The 17454-nt window shown below is 70.6% G+C and carries 13 protein-coding genes and 1 pseudogene; 7 read left to right on the top strand and 7 right to left on the bottom strand.

All coding sequences use genetic code 11. The features are described from left to right. Positions 1–4: 4 nt before the first annotated feature. The 5 genes and pseudogenes from BJ979_RS12570 to BJ979_RS12550 form a co-directional block, all read right to left on the bottom strand. Positions 5–757, bottom strand: coding sequence for a hypothetical protein (locus BJ979_RS12570; RefSeq protein WP_179568338.1), 753 nt, complete (start codon positions 755–757; stop codon positions 5–7). Continuing rightward, positions 754–2124 carry a MurT ligase domain-containing protein gene (locus BJ979_RS12565; RefSeq protein WP_179568336.1) on the bottom strand — a complete coding sequence of 457 codons (1371 nt, stop codon included), beginning with the start codon at positions 2122–2124 and terminating at the stop codon, positions 754–756. The genes BJ979_RS12570 and BJ979_RS12565 overlap by 4 nt, the downstream gene beginning before the upstream one ends. Positions 2125–2137: 13 nt before the next feature. Beyond that, a pseudogene (locus BJ979_RS12560) lies at positions 2138–3475 on the bottom strand (RNA polymerase sigma factor); the annotation flags it as partial. A gap of 175 nt (positions 3476–3650) precedes the next feature. Beyond that, entirely contained in the window at positions 3651–4967 is a 1317-nt protein-coding gene (locus BJ979_RS12555) for an MFS transporter (protein WP_179568332.1), read from the bottom strand. Between the two features lie 67 nt (positions 4968–5034). Further along, the gene (locus BJ979_RS12550; RefSeq protein WP_179568330.1) at positions 5035–5946 is read right to left on the bottom strand and encodes a proteasome assembly chaperone family protein; all 912 of its coding nucleotides are present in this window, start codon (positions 5944–5946) and stop codon (positions 5035–5037) included. A gap of 102 nt (positions 5947–6048) precedes the next feature. On the opposite strand from BJ979_RS12550, the gene BJ979_RS12545 reads away from it, so the two are divergent. The 3 genes from BJ979_RS12545 (at position 6049) to sucB (ending at position 10659) form a co-directional block, all read left to right on the top strand. Next, entirely contained in the window at positions 6049–7521 is a 1473-nt protein-coding gene (locus tag BJ979_RS12545; RefSeq protein ID WP_179568328.1) for a leucyl aminopeptidase, read from the top strand. A 147-nt stretch (positions 7522–7668) separates the two neighbouring features. Then, a complete protein-coding gene (lpdA, locus tag BJ979_RS12540) occupies positions 7669–9042 on the top strand; it encodes a dihydrolipoyl dehydrogenase (RefSeq protein ID WP_179568326.1) in 1374 nt (457 codons plus the stop codon). Between the two features lie 60 nt (positions 9043–9102). Further along, positions 9103–10659: a 2-oxoglutarate dehydrogenase, E2 component, dihydrolipoamide succinyltransferase gene (gene sucB / locus BJ979_RS12535; RefSeq protein WP_179568324.1), complete on the top strand. Its 1557-nt coding sequence runs from the start codon at positions 9103–9105 to the stop codon at positions 10657–10659. Position 10660: 1 nt separating this feature from the next. Here sucB and BJ979_RS12530 read toward each other — a convergent pair whose 3' ends face one another. Beyond that, complete coding sequence (locus BJ979_RS12530; RefSeq protein ID WP_179568322.1) at positions 10661–12409, bottom strand: protein kinase domain-containing protein; 1749 nt, start codon at positions 12407–12409, stop codon at positions 10661–10663. A gap of 176 nt (positions 12410–12585) precedes the next feature. Here BJ979_RS12530 and lipB point away from each other — a divergent pair, with 176 nt between their 5' ends. The 4 genes from lipB (at position 12586) to glnA (ending at position 16667) form a co-directional block, all read left to right on the top strand. Next, positions 12586–13308: a lipoyl(octanoyl) transferase LipB gene (gene lipB / locus BJ979_RS12525; protein ID WP_179568320.1), complete on the top strand. Its 723-nt coding sequence runs from the start codon at positions 12586–12588 to the stop codon at positions 13306–13308. After that, positions 13305–14297, top strand: a complete 993-nt coding sequence (gene lipA / locus BJ979_RS12520; protein ID WP_179568318.1) for a lipoyl synthase — start codon at positions 13305–13307, stop codon at positions 14295–14297. Before lipB ends, lipA begins: the two co-directional genes overlap by 4 nt. Positions 14298–14377: 80 nt before the next feature. After that, the gene (locus tag BJ979_RS12515) at positions 14378–15085 is read left to right on the top strand and encodes a DUF4191 domain-containing protein (RefSeq protein WP_179568316.1); all 708 of its coding nucleotides are present in this window, start codon (positions 14378–14380) and stop codon (positions 15083–15085) included. Positions 15086–15242: 157 nt separating this feature from the next. Then, entirely contained in the window at positions 15243–16667 is a 1425-nt protein-coding gene (glnA, locus tag BJ979_RS12510) for a type I glutamate--ammonia ligase (RefSeq protein ID WP_179570313.1), read from the top strand. Between the two features lie 89 nt (positions 16668–16756). Here glnA and BJ979_RS12505 read toward each other — a convergent pair whose 3' ends face one another. Continuing rightward, entirely contained in the window at positions 16757–17407 is a 651-nt protein-coding gene (locus tag BJ979_RS12505) for a DUF1345 domain-containing protein (RefSeq protein ID WP_179568314.1), read from the bottom strand. Positions 17408–17454: the final 47 nt, after the last annotated feature.

The raw sequence follows: 17454 nt of genomic DNA, 5'->3' as shown, positions 1-17454 counted from the left end.
GGAACTACGGGCGCACCGTCTCGAAGGGATGCCAGCGGCGCTCGTCGCGGAAGTCGGCGAGTCGCTGGTCGTAGGCGGCGAGAGCCAGCGACTCGTGGGCGAGCGTCGGCTCGGTGTGCGGGTCGAGCTTCCCGAGCAGCGCCCGGGTGAAGTGCGGGTTGTTGACGAGCACGGGGCCGATCAGCGAGGTGCCGAGCAGCCCGCCGCGACGCACGCCCTCGACGGCCGTGTGCGTGTTGCGGCCGATGCCGCGCTCGGCGGTGAGGAACCCCGGCAGCGAGTCGGCCGCGGTCACCATCGAGAACTGCGACTTGTAGCCGACGAGCGGATGCTCGGAGCCCGCCTCCGGCACGACGCCCATCACCTTGCCGCTGTAGCGGCCGAGCATCGAGAGCGTCGACTCCAGTTCGAGCACGCCGAGACCCGCCTCGTCATAGCCCATCTCGTCGTTGCGGATGCGCGTGCCGAGCACCTCGAGCGCGTTGTGGGTGAAGAGCACGGGGGTGCCGGCGTCGATCAACTCGACGAGGCGCTCGACGTGCGGACGCAGGTGCTGGATCGCGAGCAGCTGCCCGCGCTCGGTCAGCGGGCCCAGATAGAGCAGGTCGACCGGGCCGTCGACGAACGCCGGGCGGTCGGTCAGCCCCGTGCGCACGACGCGGGCGTCGGGCCGGCATTGCGCGAGGTAGTCGATGTTCGCGTTGTCACCGTGCAGATTCGCGATCTCGGGGAACAGCATCTCGATCGTCAGGCTCACGAGGCGCTCCCGCCGAGTCGACTGCGAAGACGGCTCTGCACGGGGGTGCCGGTGATGACGGCGTTGTGCACGCTGTGCAGGTTGGCGACGGCCGCCATCCCCTCGACATCCACGAGGTCGGCGCCCGAGATCTCGTCGGCGACGGTCACGATGCGCGCAGGGTCGACCCCCGCGATCGCCAGCCGCAGCGCCTGGTCGTAACGCCGCACTCCCCCGACGACGACCTGCTCGATCTCGTCGGACGCGAGGTAGTCGTAGTCGGCGTCGTAGGTCCAGGCGGTGTTCTCGACGTCGGTGGTGCGCTCGCTGACCTCGTCGATGTTGAGCACGACCGACTTGCGTCCGGGGAACGCGGCGACGTACTGGAAGGCGCGCGAGCACGCCACGCCCACCAGGCCCTTAGTCAGCTGGCGCACGATCGTGGTGCCGCCGACCTGTTCGGAGGCGAAGCGCGTCGTCGGCGGGGCGATCCGCTCGAAGGCGGCGACGATGCGGTCGCGCGGCACGGCCAGCTGGTCGAGCGTCGCGGCGACGGCGATCTCGTTGTAGACGTTGACGATGTTGTCGTTGATGAGGTGCGCGCGGCGCCCCTCGCCGTCGAGGTCGAGCGTGAGCTGACGGGCCGCCGCGTCCACGTCCCGGGCGCGATAGGCGGCCTCAGGGGCGCGGAAGCCGCAGTTGGGGCAGAACGCCTTGCCGATGTGGTTGAAGCGCCAGTACTCCCAGCTCAGCGGGTGATCGCAGACCGGGCAGATCGCGACATCCACGGCCGCGCCCGAGGGCGTCGTGCCGTCGCCCGGCTGGCGGTCGACCGCGAAGAAGGTGCGACGGTTCTCGTCGCCGCCGATCGAGGCCGCGATGAGATCGTCGGCGTTGAGCACCAGGTGCGTCGACGGCGCGACCGCCGACGAGACCAGCCAGGCGATGTAGGCCGGATGCGCGTTGCGCTTGATGGAATCGCGCGTCAGGTTCGTGCAGGCGAGGACGTCGGGCTTCAGGCCCGGCAGGATCAGCCGAGCCGAGCGCTCATCCATCTCGATGATCGCGACATCGGCGCGCGAGCGGCCCGTCCAGCTCACCGCGTCGATCAGGGTCATCGCGACGCCGGCGGCGAGGTTCGACCCGATCCGGTTGCTCGCGACACGCAGGCCCTCAGCCTCCAGTGCTTCGGCGAGCAGGTTCGACACCGTCGTCTTGCCGTTCGTGCCGGTCACCGCCACGACCCGCGCGGGATGACGCACCGCGCCGATGATGCCCGGGTGGAGCCGCCGCGCGATCCGGCCCGGGACGTGCGTTCCCGCACGTCCCGTCAGCCGGAGAGCCAGCGCCGCGAGCTTCGCCGCCCAGATGGTGAGCAGCGTCCGCACGCTCGCGTGCCCCTTACTCGAGGTAGTCGCGCAGCGACTGCGAGCGCGACGGGTGGCGCAGCTTCGCCATCGTCTTCGACTCGATCTGGCGGATGCGCTCACGGGTGACGCCGAAGGTGTCACCGATCTGGTCGAGCGTCTTCGGCATGCCGTCGCCGAGGCCGAAGCGCATGCGGATCACGCCCGCCTCGCGCTCGCTCAGCGAGTCCAGCAGCGACTCGAGCTGCTTCTGCAGCATCGTGAAGCCCACCGCGTCGGCCGGCACGACCGCCTCGGTGTCCTCGATCAGGTCACCGAACTCGCTGTCGCCGTCCTCGCCGAGCGGGGTGTGCAGCGAGATCGGCTCGCGGCCGTACTTCTGCACCTCGATGACCTTCTCCGGGGTCATGTCGAGCTCGCGGCTCAGCTCCTCGGGCGTGGGCTCGCGGCCCAGGTCCTGCAGCATCTGACGCTGAACGCGGGCCAGCTTGTTGATGACCTCGACCATGTGCACCGGGATGCGGATCGTGCGCGCCTGGTCGGCCATGGCGCGGGTGATCGCCTGACGGATCCACCAGGTGGCGTAGGTCGAGAACTTGAAGCCCTTGGTGTAGTCGAACTTCTCGACCGCGCGGATCAGACCGAGGTTGCCCTCCTGGATCAGGTCCAGGAACTGCATGCCGCGGCCGGTGTAGCGCTTCGCGAGCGAGACCACGAGGCGCAGGTTCGCGCCGAGCAGGTGGCTCTTCGCGCGCTGGCCGTCGCGGGCCACCCAGGTGAGCTCGCGGCCTAGCTGGGAGCGGTGCTCGCTGGCATCCATGTGCGACAGCTTCTCCTCGGCGAAGAGACCCGCCTCGATGCGCATCGCCAGCTCGACCTCTTCGGCCGCGTTGAGCAGAGCGACCTTTCCGATCTGCTTCAGGTAGTCCTTGACCGGGTCGGCGGTGGCGCCGGTGATCGCGGCCGAGTAGATCGGGGCCTCGTCCTCATCGGCGTCCGAGAGGCGCAGGGCGCCCGTCGGCAGCGGCTCGTCGACGGAGGTCGACTTGGTGTCGGCCTTGTCGTCGCCGTCCGAGTCGCCCTCGCTGTCGTCCGAGCTCTCGCTGTCGGCGGAATCGGCCGACTCGTCGCCGTCGGCGGGCTCGCCGTCCTCCTGGTCGTCGACGTCCTCGTCGGCGGCCTTGCTGCCGCGCTTGGCGGCGGGCTTCTTGGCGGCAGGCTTCGCCGCGGCCTTCTTCTTCGGAGCCGCCTTCGTGGTGCTGGCGGCCGCAGCCGCCGACGACACGACGGTCTCGGTCTCGCTCGACTCGACGACGGTCTCCGTGACCTCGGCGGTCGCTGCCTTGCTTCGGGTGGCCATGCGCTCCCCTTCCCGGGCGTTCTGGGCAGTACTAAGACCCTTGTCAAGCCCCCGAGCGACGAAAGCCGCGCGTGAAGGGGGTAGACAGGGTCTCTAGCTACCGATTATCGCACAGTCCTGCGACGATGCGTGACGCCGTCGTCGGATTCCCCGACGGATGCTCTCCGATGGGGATTCGAGAACCGGGTCACTCGGCGGGGCGCCCCGGTCGCCAGCGTCGGAACAGTGCAACCCACAGGGGCGCCACCTCTATTCCCGACTCCGCGTACATGAGGGCCCTCGTGCGGCGGCGGGCGACGATCAGGCCGACGATCCCTCCGGCCACGATGACGCCCGGGATGATCAGCGCGATCCGGAAGCCGTCATAGGCGTACAGCGTGCTCGTGACACCGGCCCCGTGCAGCGCGTCGAGCACGACCCCGACGAGCAGCATGCTGACGAAGCCGCCCGTGAAGCCGCCGACGTTGACGATGCCCGAGGCGGAGCCGAAGGCATGGCTGGGGTTGAAGCTGCGGGCGACATCGAAGCCGATCAGCGACCCCGGCCCGCCGATCGCGACGACGAGGAAGAAGACGACCACGAGCGCCACGGGCGGCACGCCCGGCCACAGGAGCATGAGCGCCCAGACCACCGCGATCACGGAGACGACCGCGAGGATGAGCGAGCTGCGGCGCAGCGGGAATCGCGCGATGAGGTAGCCGATCAGCGGGCCGAAGACGATGCCGCCGACCACGAGCAGCGACATGATCCCCGCGGCGAGGCCGGTCGAGTAGCCGAGGCCCGCGGTCAGCAGCGGATAGCCCCACAGGATCGCGATGACGTTGGTCGGGGTGCCGCCGATGAGGTGCACCCAGAATCCGAGCTGGGTGCCCGGTCGGCGGGCCGCCGTGACGAGCCGGGCGCCGAAGCCACCGGTCGGCAGCGGCCCGGTGAGCGGTTGCGGCTCGCCGCGCTTCACGGCGACCAGCACGATCAGCAGCGCCACGAGCGAGAGCGCGCCGAGCACCGAGAAGGCCGGGGTCCACCCGGCCTGCTGAAGAAGCAGTGCGAAAGGGAAGGCCGAGAGGATCTGCCCGAGCTGGCCGATCGTGCCCACCCATTGCGAGAGCTGGGAGACGACGCGACCGCTGAACCAGAACGGCAGCAGGCGGATCACCGAGATGAAGGTGAGCGCGTCGCCGGCGCCGACGAGCATCCGTGCGACGACGAGCGGAGCGAAGCCCGGAGAGAAGGCCAGCAGCAGCTGCCCGCCGCCCATGAGCGCGGCGCCGATCAGCAGCAGTCCCTTCGAGCCCAGACGGTCGACCAGTGCTCCGACGGGGATCTGCATGGCCGCGTAGACGACCACCTGCACGACGGCGACGGTCGAGATCGCCGAGGCGGAGACGTCGAAGCGGTCGGTGGCCGGCACTCCCGCGACGCCGAACGACGTGCGCTGCGTGACCGAGACGAGGTAGGCGAAGACCGCGCCCCCGAAGACGATCCAGGAGCGCAGCGAGTTCACCCTCGAACGCTACCGGTCGGGTCGGTCGCGACGCCGCATCCGGGGCGCCGTCGGCAGCGCGTCGGGGTCAGTCGTCGTCGGTGCGACGGGAGGCGAGGAAGCGCTCGAGTTCGGCGGCGATGGAGTCGGCCGAGGGCACGGTGCCGTCCTCCGTCACCAGCGGGGACGGCAGCGGGTTGTCCTCCATGTAGCTGTCATGGCGCGTCTCGAGCGTCGCGACGAGCTGCTGCAGCTCCTCGTTGCCGGCGACCTGCTCCTCGACCTTGGTGAGGAAGTCGCGGTTCTCCTCGCGCAGACGATCCGTCGGGAAGATCAGTCCCGTCGCGGCGCTGATGCTCTCGAGCCCGGCGATCGCGGCGGCCGGATACTCGGTGTCGGCGAGGTAATGCGGGATGAGCAGCACGAACCCGGCCGTCGGCAGCTCCGTGTTGTGCAGGTGGTGCTCGAGCACGTGCAGCACGTTCGAGGGCACCTGCGTGCGCGGACGCCAGACCGACATCGACTCGATGAGGTCGGCGCGATTGCCGCTCACCGTCACGCCGATCGGGCGCGTGTGCGGCACCGGCATGGGGATCGCGTGCACCCAGGTCGCGTTCGCGACGGCGTAGCGCTCGACGAGCTGCTGGATCGCGGTGACGAAGCTCTCCCAGCGGAAGTCGGGCTCGTATCCGCTGAGCAGGAGGAAGGGGCGCCCCAGCTCGTCCTCGACGAGGGCCAGCGTGAGGGTCGCGGGCGTGATCTCGGAGATGTGGTCCTGGTCGAAGAAGGCGACCGGGCGACGTGCGCGGTAGTCGAGCAGGATGTCGTTGTCGAAGACGACGACATCCTTCGACTCGAGCGTCTCGCGGAAGAAGCCGGTCAGCTGGCTGACGGCGCTGCCGGAGTCGGCGAAGCCGGTCAGCACGGCGACCAGCGGGAGGCCGCGCGGGACATCGGCGTCATCGAGGCGGACGTCGTAGAGAGCGCGGGGATCCTGCATCCCTCGATTCTACGGAGGCCGTCGGGAGCCCCGCCGGACGCGACGGCCCGCGACGAACGCCCACAGCGAACAGCGCCGCGACGCGCTCGTTAGGCTGACGACATGACCCTCCCGCGCCTCTCCGTCAGCTCCGGATCCCTCGTCGACAGCAGCGCGGAGGTGATCGTGATCGGCGTCCGGGCCGGCGCCGACGGACCCGAGGCGGTCGGTCTCCCGGAGGGCGTCGAGCTCGCGACCGCGACCCTCAAGTCGATCGGCGTGAGCGGCTCGGCCGACGAGCTCGTGCGCATCCCCGCTCCGGCCGGGCTCCCCTCCGCCGTGGCGCTCGCCGGCATCGGACCGGTCGTCGACGCGGATGCGCTGCGCTATGCCGCCGGATCCGCCGCCCGGCAGCTGGCCGGGGTCGAGAGCATCGCCCTCGCGCTCCCCGCGGATTCGCCCGAGGCGACTGCCGCCATCCTCGAGGGCGCCGCCACCGGCGCCTACGTCTTCGCGGCGCAGCGCCAGTCGCCCGTGCGGCAGGCCGTGCAGGAGATCACGGTGCACGGCGCCGAGTCGGCAGACGCGGTGGCGCGGGCCGAAGCACTCGCCGAGGCGGTGCACACGGTGCGCGACCTGGTGACGACTCCCCCGAACGAGCTGTTCCCGGCGAGCTTCGCCGACCGCGCCCGCGAGCTGATCGGCGACCTGCCGATCGAGATCGAGGTCCTCGACGAGGCGGCGCTGGCCGAGGGCGGCTACGGCGGCATCCTCGGCGTCGGCCAGGGGTCGAGCCGCGGTCCGCGACTGGTCGTGCTGCGCTATGCACCGGCCGGAGCCGAACGTCACCTCGCGCTCGTCGGCAAGGGCATCACCTTCGACTCGGGCGGTCTCTCGCTCAAGCCCGCCGGCTCGATGGTCGGCATGAAGTACGACATGACCGGAGCAGCATCGGTGCTCGCGGCGACGATCGCCGCCGCGCGCCTCGCGCTGCCGGTGCGGATCACCACGCGGCTGTGCCTGGCCGAGAACCTGCCCTCGGGCACGGCCATCCGCCCCAACGACGTGCTGACGATCCGCGGTGGCCGCACCGTCGAGGTGCTCAACACCGACGCGGAGGGGCGCCTCGTGCTCGCCGACGGCCTCGTCGCGGCGAGCGAGGACCAGCCCGACGCGATCGTCGACATCGCCACCCTGACCGGCGCCGCCAAGGTCGCGCTGGGCGAGCGCGTCGTCCCGATCATGGGCGATGAGGAGCTGGGTCAGAAGGTCGTCGCCGCCGGCGCCGCGTCCGGTGAGCCCTTCTGGCCGATGCCGCTGCCGAACGAGCTGCGCGCCGCGCTCGAGACCGACGTCGCCGACATCGCGAACGCGCGCATCGGCAACACCGCCGGAGGAATGCTGCTCGCGGGCGTCTTCCTGCGCAGCTTCATCGGCCGTCGCGATGGCGAGGACGGCGCGACGATCCCGTGGGCGCACCTCGACATCGCCGGTGCCGCGAACCACGTCGGGCGCGGCTTCGGCTGGACGACCAAGGGGTCGACCGGCATCGGCGTGCGCACGCTCGTGCGCCTCGCCGAGGACTTCGCGGGCTGAGGTCCGCCGTCGCGGGCGTGCCCGGCATCCGCACGCCCGCGGCGTACTAAGGTTGAACACCGGCAGGGAAGCCCCTGCGAACCAGGTCGCGCAGCCGAGAACACCCCCTTCGGGCGCGGCCGAATCGACGCACGAGGGAGACACTGAGTGTCCGAGCAGAACTTCGACCTTGTCGTGCTGGGAGCCGGAAGCGGTGGATACGCCGCGGCTCTGCGCGCCTCCGAGCTGGGCCAGAGCGTGGCCCTCATCGAGAAGGGCAAGGTCGGCGGCACCTGCCTGCACGTCGGGTGCATCCCGACGAAGGCGCTGCTGCACAGCGCGGAGATCGCCGACAACGCCCGCGAGTCGGCCAGGTTCGGCGTGAAGGCCGAGTTCCAGGGCATCGACATCTCGGCTGTCAAGGAGTACCGCGAGGGCATCATCGCCTCGAAGTGGAAGGGTCTGCAGGGCCTGCTCAAGGCGCGCAAGATCACCACGATCGAGGGCCAGGGCCGCCTCACCTCCCCGACCACCGTGCAGGTCGGCGACCAGACCATCACCGGCAAGAACGTCATCCTCGCCACCGGCTCCTACTCGCGCACGCTGCCCGGTCTCGAGATCGGCGGCCGGGTCATCACCTCCGAGCAGGCCCTCCAGCTCGACTTCGTGCCGAAGAAGGTCGCCGTGCTCGGCGGCGGCGTCATCGGCGTCGAGTTCTCGAGCGTCTGGAAGAGCTGGGGCGCCGACGTCACGATCATCGAGGCGCTCCCCCACCTCGTGCCGAACGAGGACGAGTCGGTCAGCAAGCAGTTCGAGCGCGCGTTCCGCAAGCGCGGCATCGATTTCAAGATCGGCACCCGCTTCCAGAGCGTGACGCAGAACGAGAACGGCGTCGTCGTGACGCTCGAGGACGGCTCGACCGTCGAGGCCGAGCTGCTGCTCGTCGCTGTGGGCCGCGGTCCGGCGACCGCCAGCAACGGCTTCGAGGAGGTCGGCGTGACCATGGACCGCGGCTTCGTCATCACCGACGAGCGCCTGCGCACCAACATCCCCGGCGTCTACGCCGTCGGCGACATCGTCCCCGGCCTGCAGCTCGCGCACCGCGGCTTCCAGCAGGGCATCTTCGTGGCCGAGGAGATCGCGGGCCTCAACCCGATCGTCGTCTCGGACAGCGACATCCCCAAGGTCACCTACTCCGACCCCGAGGTCGCCTCGATCGGTCTCAGCACCGCCAAGGCCGTCGAGAAGTACGGCGAGGAGTCGGTGCAGAGCTACGACTACAACCTCGCCGGCAACGGCAAGAGCCACATCCTCGAGACCTCCGGCTCGATCAAGGTCGTGCGCGTGAAGGACGGCCCCGTGGTCGGCGTGCACATGATCGGCGCCCGCGTCGGCGAGCTCATCGGCGAGGCGCAGCTGGCCGTCAACTGGGAGGCGTACCCCGAGGACGTCGCCCCCTTCATCCACGCTCACCCGACTCAGAACGAGGCTCTGGGTGAGGCGTTCCTGGCGATCGCCGGCAAGCCGCTTCACGCGATCTGACCGTCCGCCGGAACACCGAACTAAACTTGAACTCGAACGTTCACTAAGGAGCATCAACCGATGAGCGAATCCGTCAGCCTGCCGGCACTCGGCGAGAGCGTCACCGAGGGGACGGTGACCCGGTGGCTGAAGCAGGTGGGTGACCGTGTCGAGGTCGACGAGCCCCTGCTCGAGGTCTCGACAGACAAGGTCGACACCGAGATCCCCTCCCCCGTCGCCGGCGTCATCGAGGAGATCCTCGTCGCCGAGGACGAGACCGTGGAGGTCGGCACCGACCTCGTTCGCATCGGCGACGGCTCGGGTGGCGGCGACGCCGCTCCGGCCGAGCAGCCGGCTGCCGAGGCCCCGGCCGAGGCGCCTGCCGCCGAGCAGCCCGCCGCCCCGGTCGAGGCTCCGGCTGAGCAGCCCGCTCCCGCCGAGCAGGCCCCGGCTCCGGCCGAGCAGGCGGCGCCCGTCGCCGAGCAGCCGGTCCCGGCCGCGCCCTCGACCGAGCAGCCTGCCGGCGCCGAGGCGACCGCCCCGGCCGCCGAGCAGCAGGCGGCCCCGGCCGCCGCTCCGGCTCCGGTCGAGCAGCCTGCCGCGGCCGCTCCGGCCGCGCCGGAGCAGCCTGTCGCTCAGCCCGCCGCCCCGGCTGCGGCTCCCCAGCCCGTCGCCGCTCCCGCGGCGCAGGGCGCGGCCGTCGCCGCTCAGGACGGCTCGCGCGCCGGTTACGTCACCCCGATCGTCCGCAAGCTCGCGAACGAGAAGGGCATCGACCTCGAGGGCCTCGCCGGCACCGGCGTCGGCGGACGCATCCGCAAGCAGGACGTGCTCGACGCCGCCGACGCGGTCGCGGCTCCCGCCGCGGAGGCGCCTGCCGCCGTCGCCGCTCCGGCTGCTGCGCCCGTCGTCGAGGTGTCGCCGCTGCGCGGCACCACGGTGCCGATGTCGCGCCTGCGCAAGGTCGTCGCCCAGCGCGCCGTCGTGTCGCTGCAGAGCACGGCGCAGCTCACGACCGTCGTGGAGGTCGACGTCACCAAGGTGGCGCAGCTGCGCGACAAGGTGAAGGCCGAGTTCCTGGAGAAGACCGGAACGAAGCTGTCGTTCCTCCCGTTCTTCACCCTCGCCGCCGCCGAGGCGCTCAAGGCGTTCCCGGTGATCAACGCGACGGTCGACGGCGAGAGCATCGTCTATCCCGACCACGAGAACATCTCGATCGCGGTCGACACCGAGCGCGGTCTGCTGACTCCGGTCGTGCGCGACGCCGGCGAGAAGAACCTCGCCCAGCTCTCGCAGGACATCGCCGACCTCGCCGGTCGCACCCGCGACAACAAGCTGCTGCCGGACGAGATGTCGGGCGGCACCTTCACGGTGACCAACACGGGTTCGCGTGGCGCGCTGTTCGACACCCCGCTGGTGTTCCTGCCGCAGGTCGCCATCCTCGGCACCGGCATCGTGGTCAAGAAGCCGGTCGTCATCAGCCAGGACGGCAGCGACGCGATCGCGATCCGCTCGACCGTGTACCTCGCCCTGTCGTACGACCACCGCATCGTCGACGGCGCGGACGCGGCGCGCTTCCTCACGACGGTCAAGGCCCGCCTCGAGGGCGGCGACTTCGCGGGATCCCTCGGCATCTGAGTCACCCTGCCGCGCTCGAATAGGCGCGGATCCGCCATCCGGCCTCCCCTCTGATGATCAGAAGGGAGGCCGGATCGCTGTCCGGGCTCAGTCTGATGACGACCGCATCGCCGAGCTGCTCGCCGACCTCGGCCGCCGACAGTTCGACACGTGCGCGGTCCGCCGCGGTCGCGGTGCCCGCGTCGAGGCGCTCGAGCAGCGCGCGGTCGTCCGCCGCCGCGGTCGACCCGGCGTCGACGACCCGGGCCAGTCCCGCCTGATCGAGCTCGCGGAGGCTGTCGCGTCGCGTCGCCAGCAGCGTGCGCGCCGCCGCGAGCGGATCGTCGCCGCGGACGGCGTCGAGTTCATCCGCATCCGCCGAATCCTCGACCCGCTCCGAGTCGGCGTCGCTCGTCGGGAGCGGCGCAGCGTCGCCCCTGCTCCTACCGGCGCCGGCGTCGTCGGGCGGGTGCGTGCTCTGCTGCGACTCGCGGCTGCCGGCGCCCTGGTGCACGCCGGCCCGTTCTGTGGACGACGCGGATCCGCGTGTCTCCGCGGCCGACGGTCCCGGGACGAGCAGGAATGCCAGCAACGCGGCCGCGGCGGCGCTCCCCACCGCGGCCAGAGTCTTGCGTCGGCCCGCGCTCTTGCTCGCCACCGCCTGCACGGCTCGTGCCCGCGCGGCCGCGAACGGAGCTCCGTCGAGCAGCGTCAGCATCGCGTCCCGCCACGAGCGGCCGGGATGACGCGGCGACCCGCGCCCGGCGCGACGGGGCGCCGCGGCCTCACCGCGCCGATCGATGTCGCGCCCGTGCTCGACCCCGCGACGCCCCGAGGCTCCCGATGCCGCCGCGCGCTCGGCGCGCTCGGGGCGACGGGCCCGCCGCTGTGAGGACACCGCCGACACCGACGCTGGGATCGCCTCATGCCTCGAGCGCGGCCGCGGCCGCCCGATCGTCGACGTTCGAGCGAGCGCCTGAGCGACGGTGGTCGAGGAGATGTCCGGGGTCGCCGAGTCGGCGAGGCCATCGATGCTCTCTCCGACCGGGAAGCGCACAGGAGAGCCCGGCGAGAACGCGAACAGCTCCTCACTCAGCCGGCCGAGTGGATCGTCGCGGTCGTCGGCCGCGCGCTCGACAGCCTCGAGCGCGCGCCGCCCCGCACCGCCGGTGACACGCTCGGCGAGGGCGCGCGTCAGCGCCGACACGGCATCCCGGTCTCGGCGCACGCCGTCGACGCGCTCCAGATGCGCCGGCGGCAGCTCCGGCTCGAACAGCTCGGCGCCGCCGAAGCCGCTCAGCTGCGGCGCGCCGCTGCCGTCGAAGAGCAGCCGCTGTGCCGACAGCCGACCGTGGGCGACGCCCGCGCGATGCATCCTGGCGACGGTCGTCGCGAGCGGCGCCGCGATCGTGACCAGCTCTCCGGGCGAGAAGCTCGTGCGCTCGCGCAGCAGTCGTGCGAGATCGCCCCGTTCGGCGCGTTCGAGCAGGGCGGCGATGCCGTCGCCTTCATCGCCCACGTCGAGCAGCCGCACGACGTGAGCTCCCCGCGCGCGGTCGAGCGCGCGCAGCTCGCGGTCGGCGTCAGGATCGTGACGGAGCCAGTGCTTGACCACCTGCGGCATCCCGCGTTCGTCGTGCACGACCAGGATGCGCCGCCGCTCGGTGCTGTGCAGCACCCGCAGCACGCGGATGCCGATCACCCGCTCGTCGAGCGCGAGGACGGGAGCCTCTGCCGCTGGTGCCGTGGGGCGGATCGGAGGGGAGGTCATGCGTCGAGCATCGCCGCGCTCGACGACGCTCGGGCCGGCACGGGGAAGATCTCGGGACAGATCGCGGCGGTGTCCGCTGTGGAGGACAGATCACGGGCGACGTCGCCCCGCCGGTCTTGCGACATGCCGCGGCAGCACCCCGGCATCCTCCCCGCACCTCTGCCTAGACTGCCCGTGTGGTCGACTATGTCGTCACGGGGCTAAGCGCCAACTCCGTGTCGTATTCGACGGCCCTCCAGCAGCAGCGTGAGCTTCACGCCGCTGTCGTGGAGCGCCGGGCGCCAGAAACCGTCATCCTGCTCGAGCACCCCTCGGTCTACACCGCCGGGAGACGCACGCAGCCCGAGGATCTTCCCGACGACGGCACTCCCGTCGTCGAGGTCGATCGGGGCGGCCGCATCACCTGGCACGGTCCGGGGCAGCTCGTCGGCTATCCGATCCTGCGGCTGCCCGAGCCGATCGACGTCGTCGCTTACGTGCGCCGGCTCGAGGCGATACTCATCGCCGTGCTCGCCGACCTCGGCGTCACCGCCGGCCGCGTCGACGGTCGCAGCGGAGTGTGGATGCGCGGCACCGACAAGATCGCCGCGATCGGCATCCGCGTGGCCGAGGGGGTGACGATGCACGGCTTCGCGCTCAACTGCAGCAACGGATTCGACGCCTACGAGCACATCGTCGCCTGCGGCCTCAGCGACGCCGGGGTCACGAGCGTCAGCCGCGAACTCGGCCGCACCGTCACGCCGGAGGAGGTCACGCCCCTGGTGCAGAAGCACTTCGGGATCGTGACCGGCTTCGTGGAGGCGACCGCCGCATCCACGACCTCCGCCGCGGCCGCACAGCACGCCGCACCGCACGCGGCACCCAACGCCGCACCGCAGTTCGCTGGAGCAGGCGCATGAGCGCCCCCGTCGAGGGCCGCAAGCTGCTGCGGCTCGAGGTGCGCAACGCGCAGACTCCGATCGAGAAGAAGCCCGAGTGGATCAAGACCCGCGCCCACATGGGCCCGGAGTACACCGAGCTGATCGGCCTCGTGAAGAGCGAAGACCTGCACACTGTGTGCCAGGAGGCCGGCTGCCCGAACATCTACGAGTGCTGGGAAGACCGCGAGGCGACGTTCCTCATCGGCGGCAGCCAGTGCACGCGTCGCTGCGACTTCTGCCAGATCGACACCGGCAAGCCCGCCGACTACGACACCGACGAGCCGCGCCGGGTCGCCGAGTCGGTCGAGCGGATGGGACTGCGCTACGCGACCGTCACCGGCGTCGCCCGTGACGATCTGCCCGACGAGGGCGCGTGGCTGCACGCGGAGACGGTGCGGGCCATCCACCGTCGCAACCCGGGCACCGGCGTCGAGATCCTCGCGACCGACTTCTCGGGGAACCCCGACCACCTCGCCGAGGTGTTCTCGAGCCGGCCCGAGGTCTTCGCGCACAACGTGGAGACGGTGCCGAGGCTGTTCAAGACCATCCGGCCGGCGTTCCGCTACGAGCGCTCGCTCGGTGTCATCACGGCGGCGCGGGATGCGGGACTCATCACGAAGTCGAACCTCATCCTCGGCATGGGCGAGGAGCGTCAGGAGATCTCGCAGGCCCTGCAGGACCTGCACGACGCCGGCACCGACATCATCACGGTGACGCAGTACCTGCGTCCCTCCCCGCGGCACCACCCCGTCAACCGCTGGGTTCGCCCGGAGGAGTTCCTCGAGATCAAGGCCGAGGCGGAGGAGATCGGGTTCCTCGGTGTGCTCGCCGGACCGCTCGTGCGCTCCAGCTACCGCGCCGGACGCCTGTGGGCGCAGTCGATGCTCGCCCGTGGTCGCGAGATCCCCGCCGAGCTGCACCACCTCGCCGAGGCCGCGCAGAAGGGATTCGCGCAGGCGGTGTCCTGACCGGGTCCGTCCCCTGCCGGAGCGCTCCTTCGGGACGCTCTGGCAGGGACCGGCCCCGCACAGGCTCTATCCTCGTAACCATGGCGCGCACCACCACCCCCGCGAAGGAACCCGGCCGCATCCGTCAGATGTGGAACGTGTTCAAGATGACCCGCCGGTACGACCCGCTGGTCGTGTGGTACCTGCTGATCGCCTTCATCGTCCCGGTCGCCGCGGGCATCGTGATCGCGCTGCTGATCTCGCGCGACCAGATCCTCGGTCTCGTGCTGTACATCCTCGCCGGCGTGCTGCTGGGCGTGCTGCTCGCGATGATCGTGCTCGGCCGTCGCGCCGAGAAGGCCGCCTACTCGCAGATCGCCGGGCAGCCCGGCGCCGTCGGCTCGGTCATCAAGAGCGGCCTCCGCCGCGGCTGGACCGGCACCGAGATGCCCGTCAACATCAGCCCGCGCACCCAGGATGCCGTCTACCGCGTCGTCGGACGCGGCGGCATCGTCCTCATCGGCGAGGGCCCCCAGAACCGCACCCAGCGCATGCTCGAAGAAGAGCGCAAGAAGGTGCAGCGCATCGTCCCCAACGTCGAGGTGCACTTCGTCTACGTCGGCCCCGACGCCGACTCCGTTCCCCTCCACCGGCTCGCGTCGAAGCTGACCCGGTTCAAGAGGGCCCTGACCACCGCCGAGATCTCCGCCGTCTCCAACCGCCTGGCGTCGCTCGCGCGCACGCCCGGCGGCATCGGCATCCCCAAGGGCATGGACCCCACGAAGGTCCGCGCACCGCGACCTCGGTGAGTGCCGGCGCTCAACAGCGCCGCTCGTAACATCCCCGAAACAGTCATGTCACTGCAGGGAAACCGTGGATCCCTACCCTCGGGGACAGCGCCCCGGGTCTCGACCCGGCGCGATCCGCATCCACGGCTATTTGGAGCAGCACCCTATGTCCACCCCCCTGTTCAGCGACTCGTCTGAAGTCCTCGCCTTCATCAAGGACACGGACGTCAAGTTCCTCGACATCCGCTTCACCGACCTGCCCGGTGTGCAGCAGCACTTCAACATCCCGGCGTCGACGGTCGACGAGGACTTCTTCGCTGTCGGTCAGCTGTTCGACGGCTCGTCGATCCGCGGCTTCCAGTCGATCCACGAGTCGGACCTGCAGCTGATCCCGGACATCTCGACGGCCTACGTCGACCCCTTCCGCACCGAGCGCACGCTCGTCATCATCTTCGACATCTACAACCCGCGTAACGGCGAGATCTACGGCCGCGACCCGCGCCAGGTCGCCAAGAAGGCGGAGAAGTACCTCGCCTCGACCGGCATCGCCGACACCGCGTTCTTCGCGTCGGAGGCCGAGTTCTACATCTTCGACGACGTGCGCTACGAGGTGAAGCAGAACAAGAGCTTCTACGAGGTCGACTCCTCGGAGGCCGCGTGGAACTCGGGCCGCGTCGAAGAGGGCGGCAACCTCGCCAACAAGACCCCCTACAAGGGCGGCTACTTCCCCGTCTCCCCCGTCGACCAGCACGCCGACCTGCGCGACGACATCGTGCTGAAGCTGCAGGAGGTCGGCCTCGAGGTCGAGCGCTCGCACCACGAGGTGGGCACCGCCGGCCAGGGCGAGATCAACTACAAGTTCGACACCCTCGTGCACGCGGGCGACGACATCCTCAAGTTCAAGTACGTCGTCAAGAACACCGCCGACGAGTGGGGCAAGGTCGCGACCTTCATGCCGAAGCCGCTCATGGGCGACAACGGCTCGGGCATGCACACGCACCAGTCGCTCTGGAGCGAGGGCAAGCCGCTGTTCTACGACGAGCAGGGCTACGGCGGGCTCTCCGACATCGCGCGCTGGTACATCGGCGGCATCCTCAAGCACGCTGCCTCGCTCGCCGCGTTCACGAACCCGACGGTCAACTCGTACCACCGCCTGATCCCGGGCTTCGAGGCCCCGGTCAACCTGGTCTACTCGGCCGGAAACCGCTCGGCGTCGATCCGCATCCCGATCACGGGCACGAACCCCAAGGCCAAGCGCATCGAGTACCGCGCCCCCGACGCCTCGGGCAACCCCTACCTCGCTTTCGCGGCGCAGATGATGGCCGGCCTCGACGGCATCAAGAACAAGATCGAGCCACACGAGCCGGTCGACAAGGACCTCTACGAGCTCCCGCCGGAGGAGGCCAAGGGCATCCCGCAGCTTCCGGGCTCGCTCGACGCGGCGCTCAACGCGCTCGAGGCCGACCACGACTACCTGCTCGAGGGCGGCGTGTTCACCGAGGACCTCATCGGCGCGTGGCTCGACTACAAGCGCGAGAAGGAGCTGCTGCCCTTCGCCCAGCGCCCGCACCCCTTCGAGTACGAGCTGTACTTCGGGGTCTGATCCCGCGATCCGCACGACGGCCGTCCGCCCCTCGGGGTGGGCGGCCGTTGCCGTTTCCGGGCACGCCGCCGCGGCTCAGGGCGCTGCGCTCAGGAGGCGAGGCCGACGATCACGTTGATCGTCGACGCGAGCACGAGCGTGCCGAAGGCGTAGGAGAGCAGTGTGTGACCGAGCACGACACCGCGCAGCTGCGAGGTGCGGAGTGACGTGTCGCTGATCTGGTACGTCATGCCGAGGTCGAACGAGACGTAGGCGAAGTCGATGTAGCGCGGCTTCTCGTCGTCGTTGAAGTCGATGCCGCCGACCGGCGCGGAGTAGTAGATGCGGGCGTAGCGCAGCGTGTAGAGCGTGTGGATGAGCGTCCACGACAGCGCGACGCTCGCGAAGCCGAGGCCCGCCGCGAGCAGCTTGTCGCTGCCCGTGCGAGTCTCGAGGATGAGCAGCACGACCGCGACGACGGAGGCGACGGCGGCGAGCAGCACGAGGATCTCGCCCGGCACGATGCCGGGGTCTTCGCGGGTCGCGTGCGTCTCGGTCGCGTCGGCGTCGAAGCGCAGCACGGCGGTCCAGACCCAGACGACGAAGAGCAGGGCCGCGGCGATCCAGCCGGCCACCGGAGCGTAGGTCCAGTCGGCCGTCAGCCCGACGACCAGGGCCACGGCCACGCCGACCACCGCCATCACGACGAGCCGCACCACGGCGACCGGGATCAGCAGGCGACTCGCGCGCGACGTGGGCATGCCCTCATTGTCGTGCCGTGGTGTCGGAAACTCAGGCAGGGCGGCAT

The organism is Schumannella luteola (assembly GCF_013408685.1).
In the GTDB taxonomy this organism is placed as follows: domain Bacteria; phylum Actinomycetota; class Actinomycetes; order Actinomycetales; family Microbacteriaceae; genus Schumannella; species Schumannella luteola.
The sequence above is the reverse complement of the archived record's forward strand: the minus strand, read 5'-3'. Positions and strand labels throughout refer to the sequence as shown.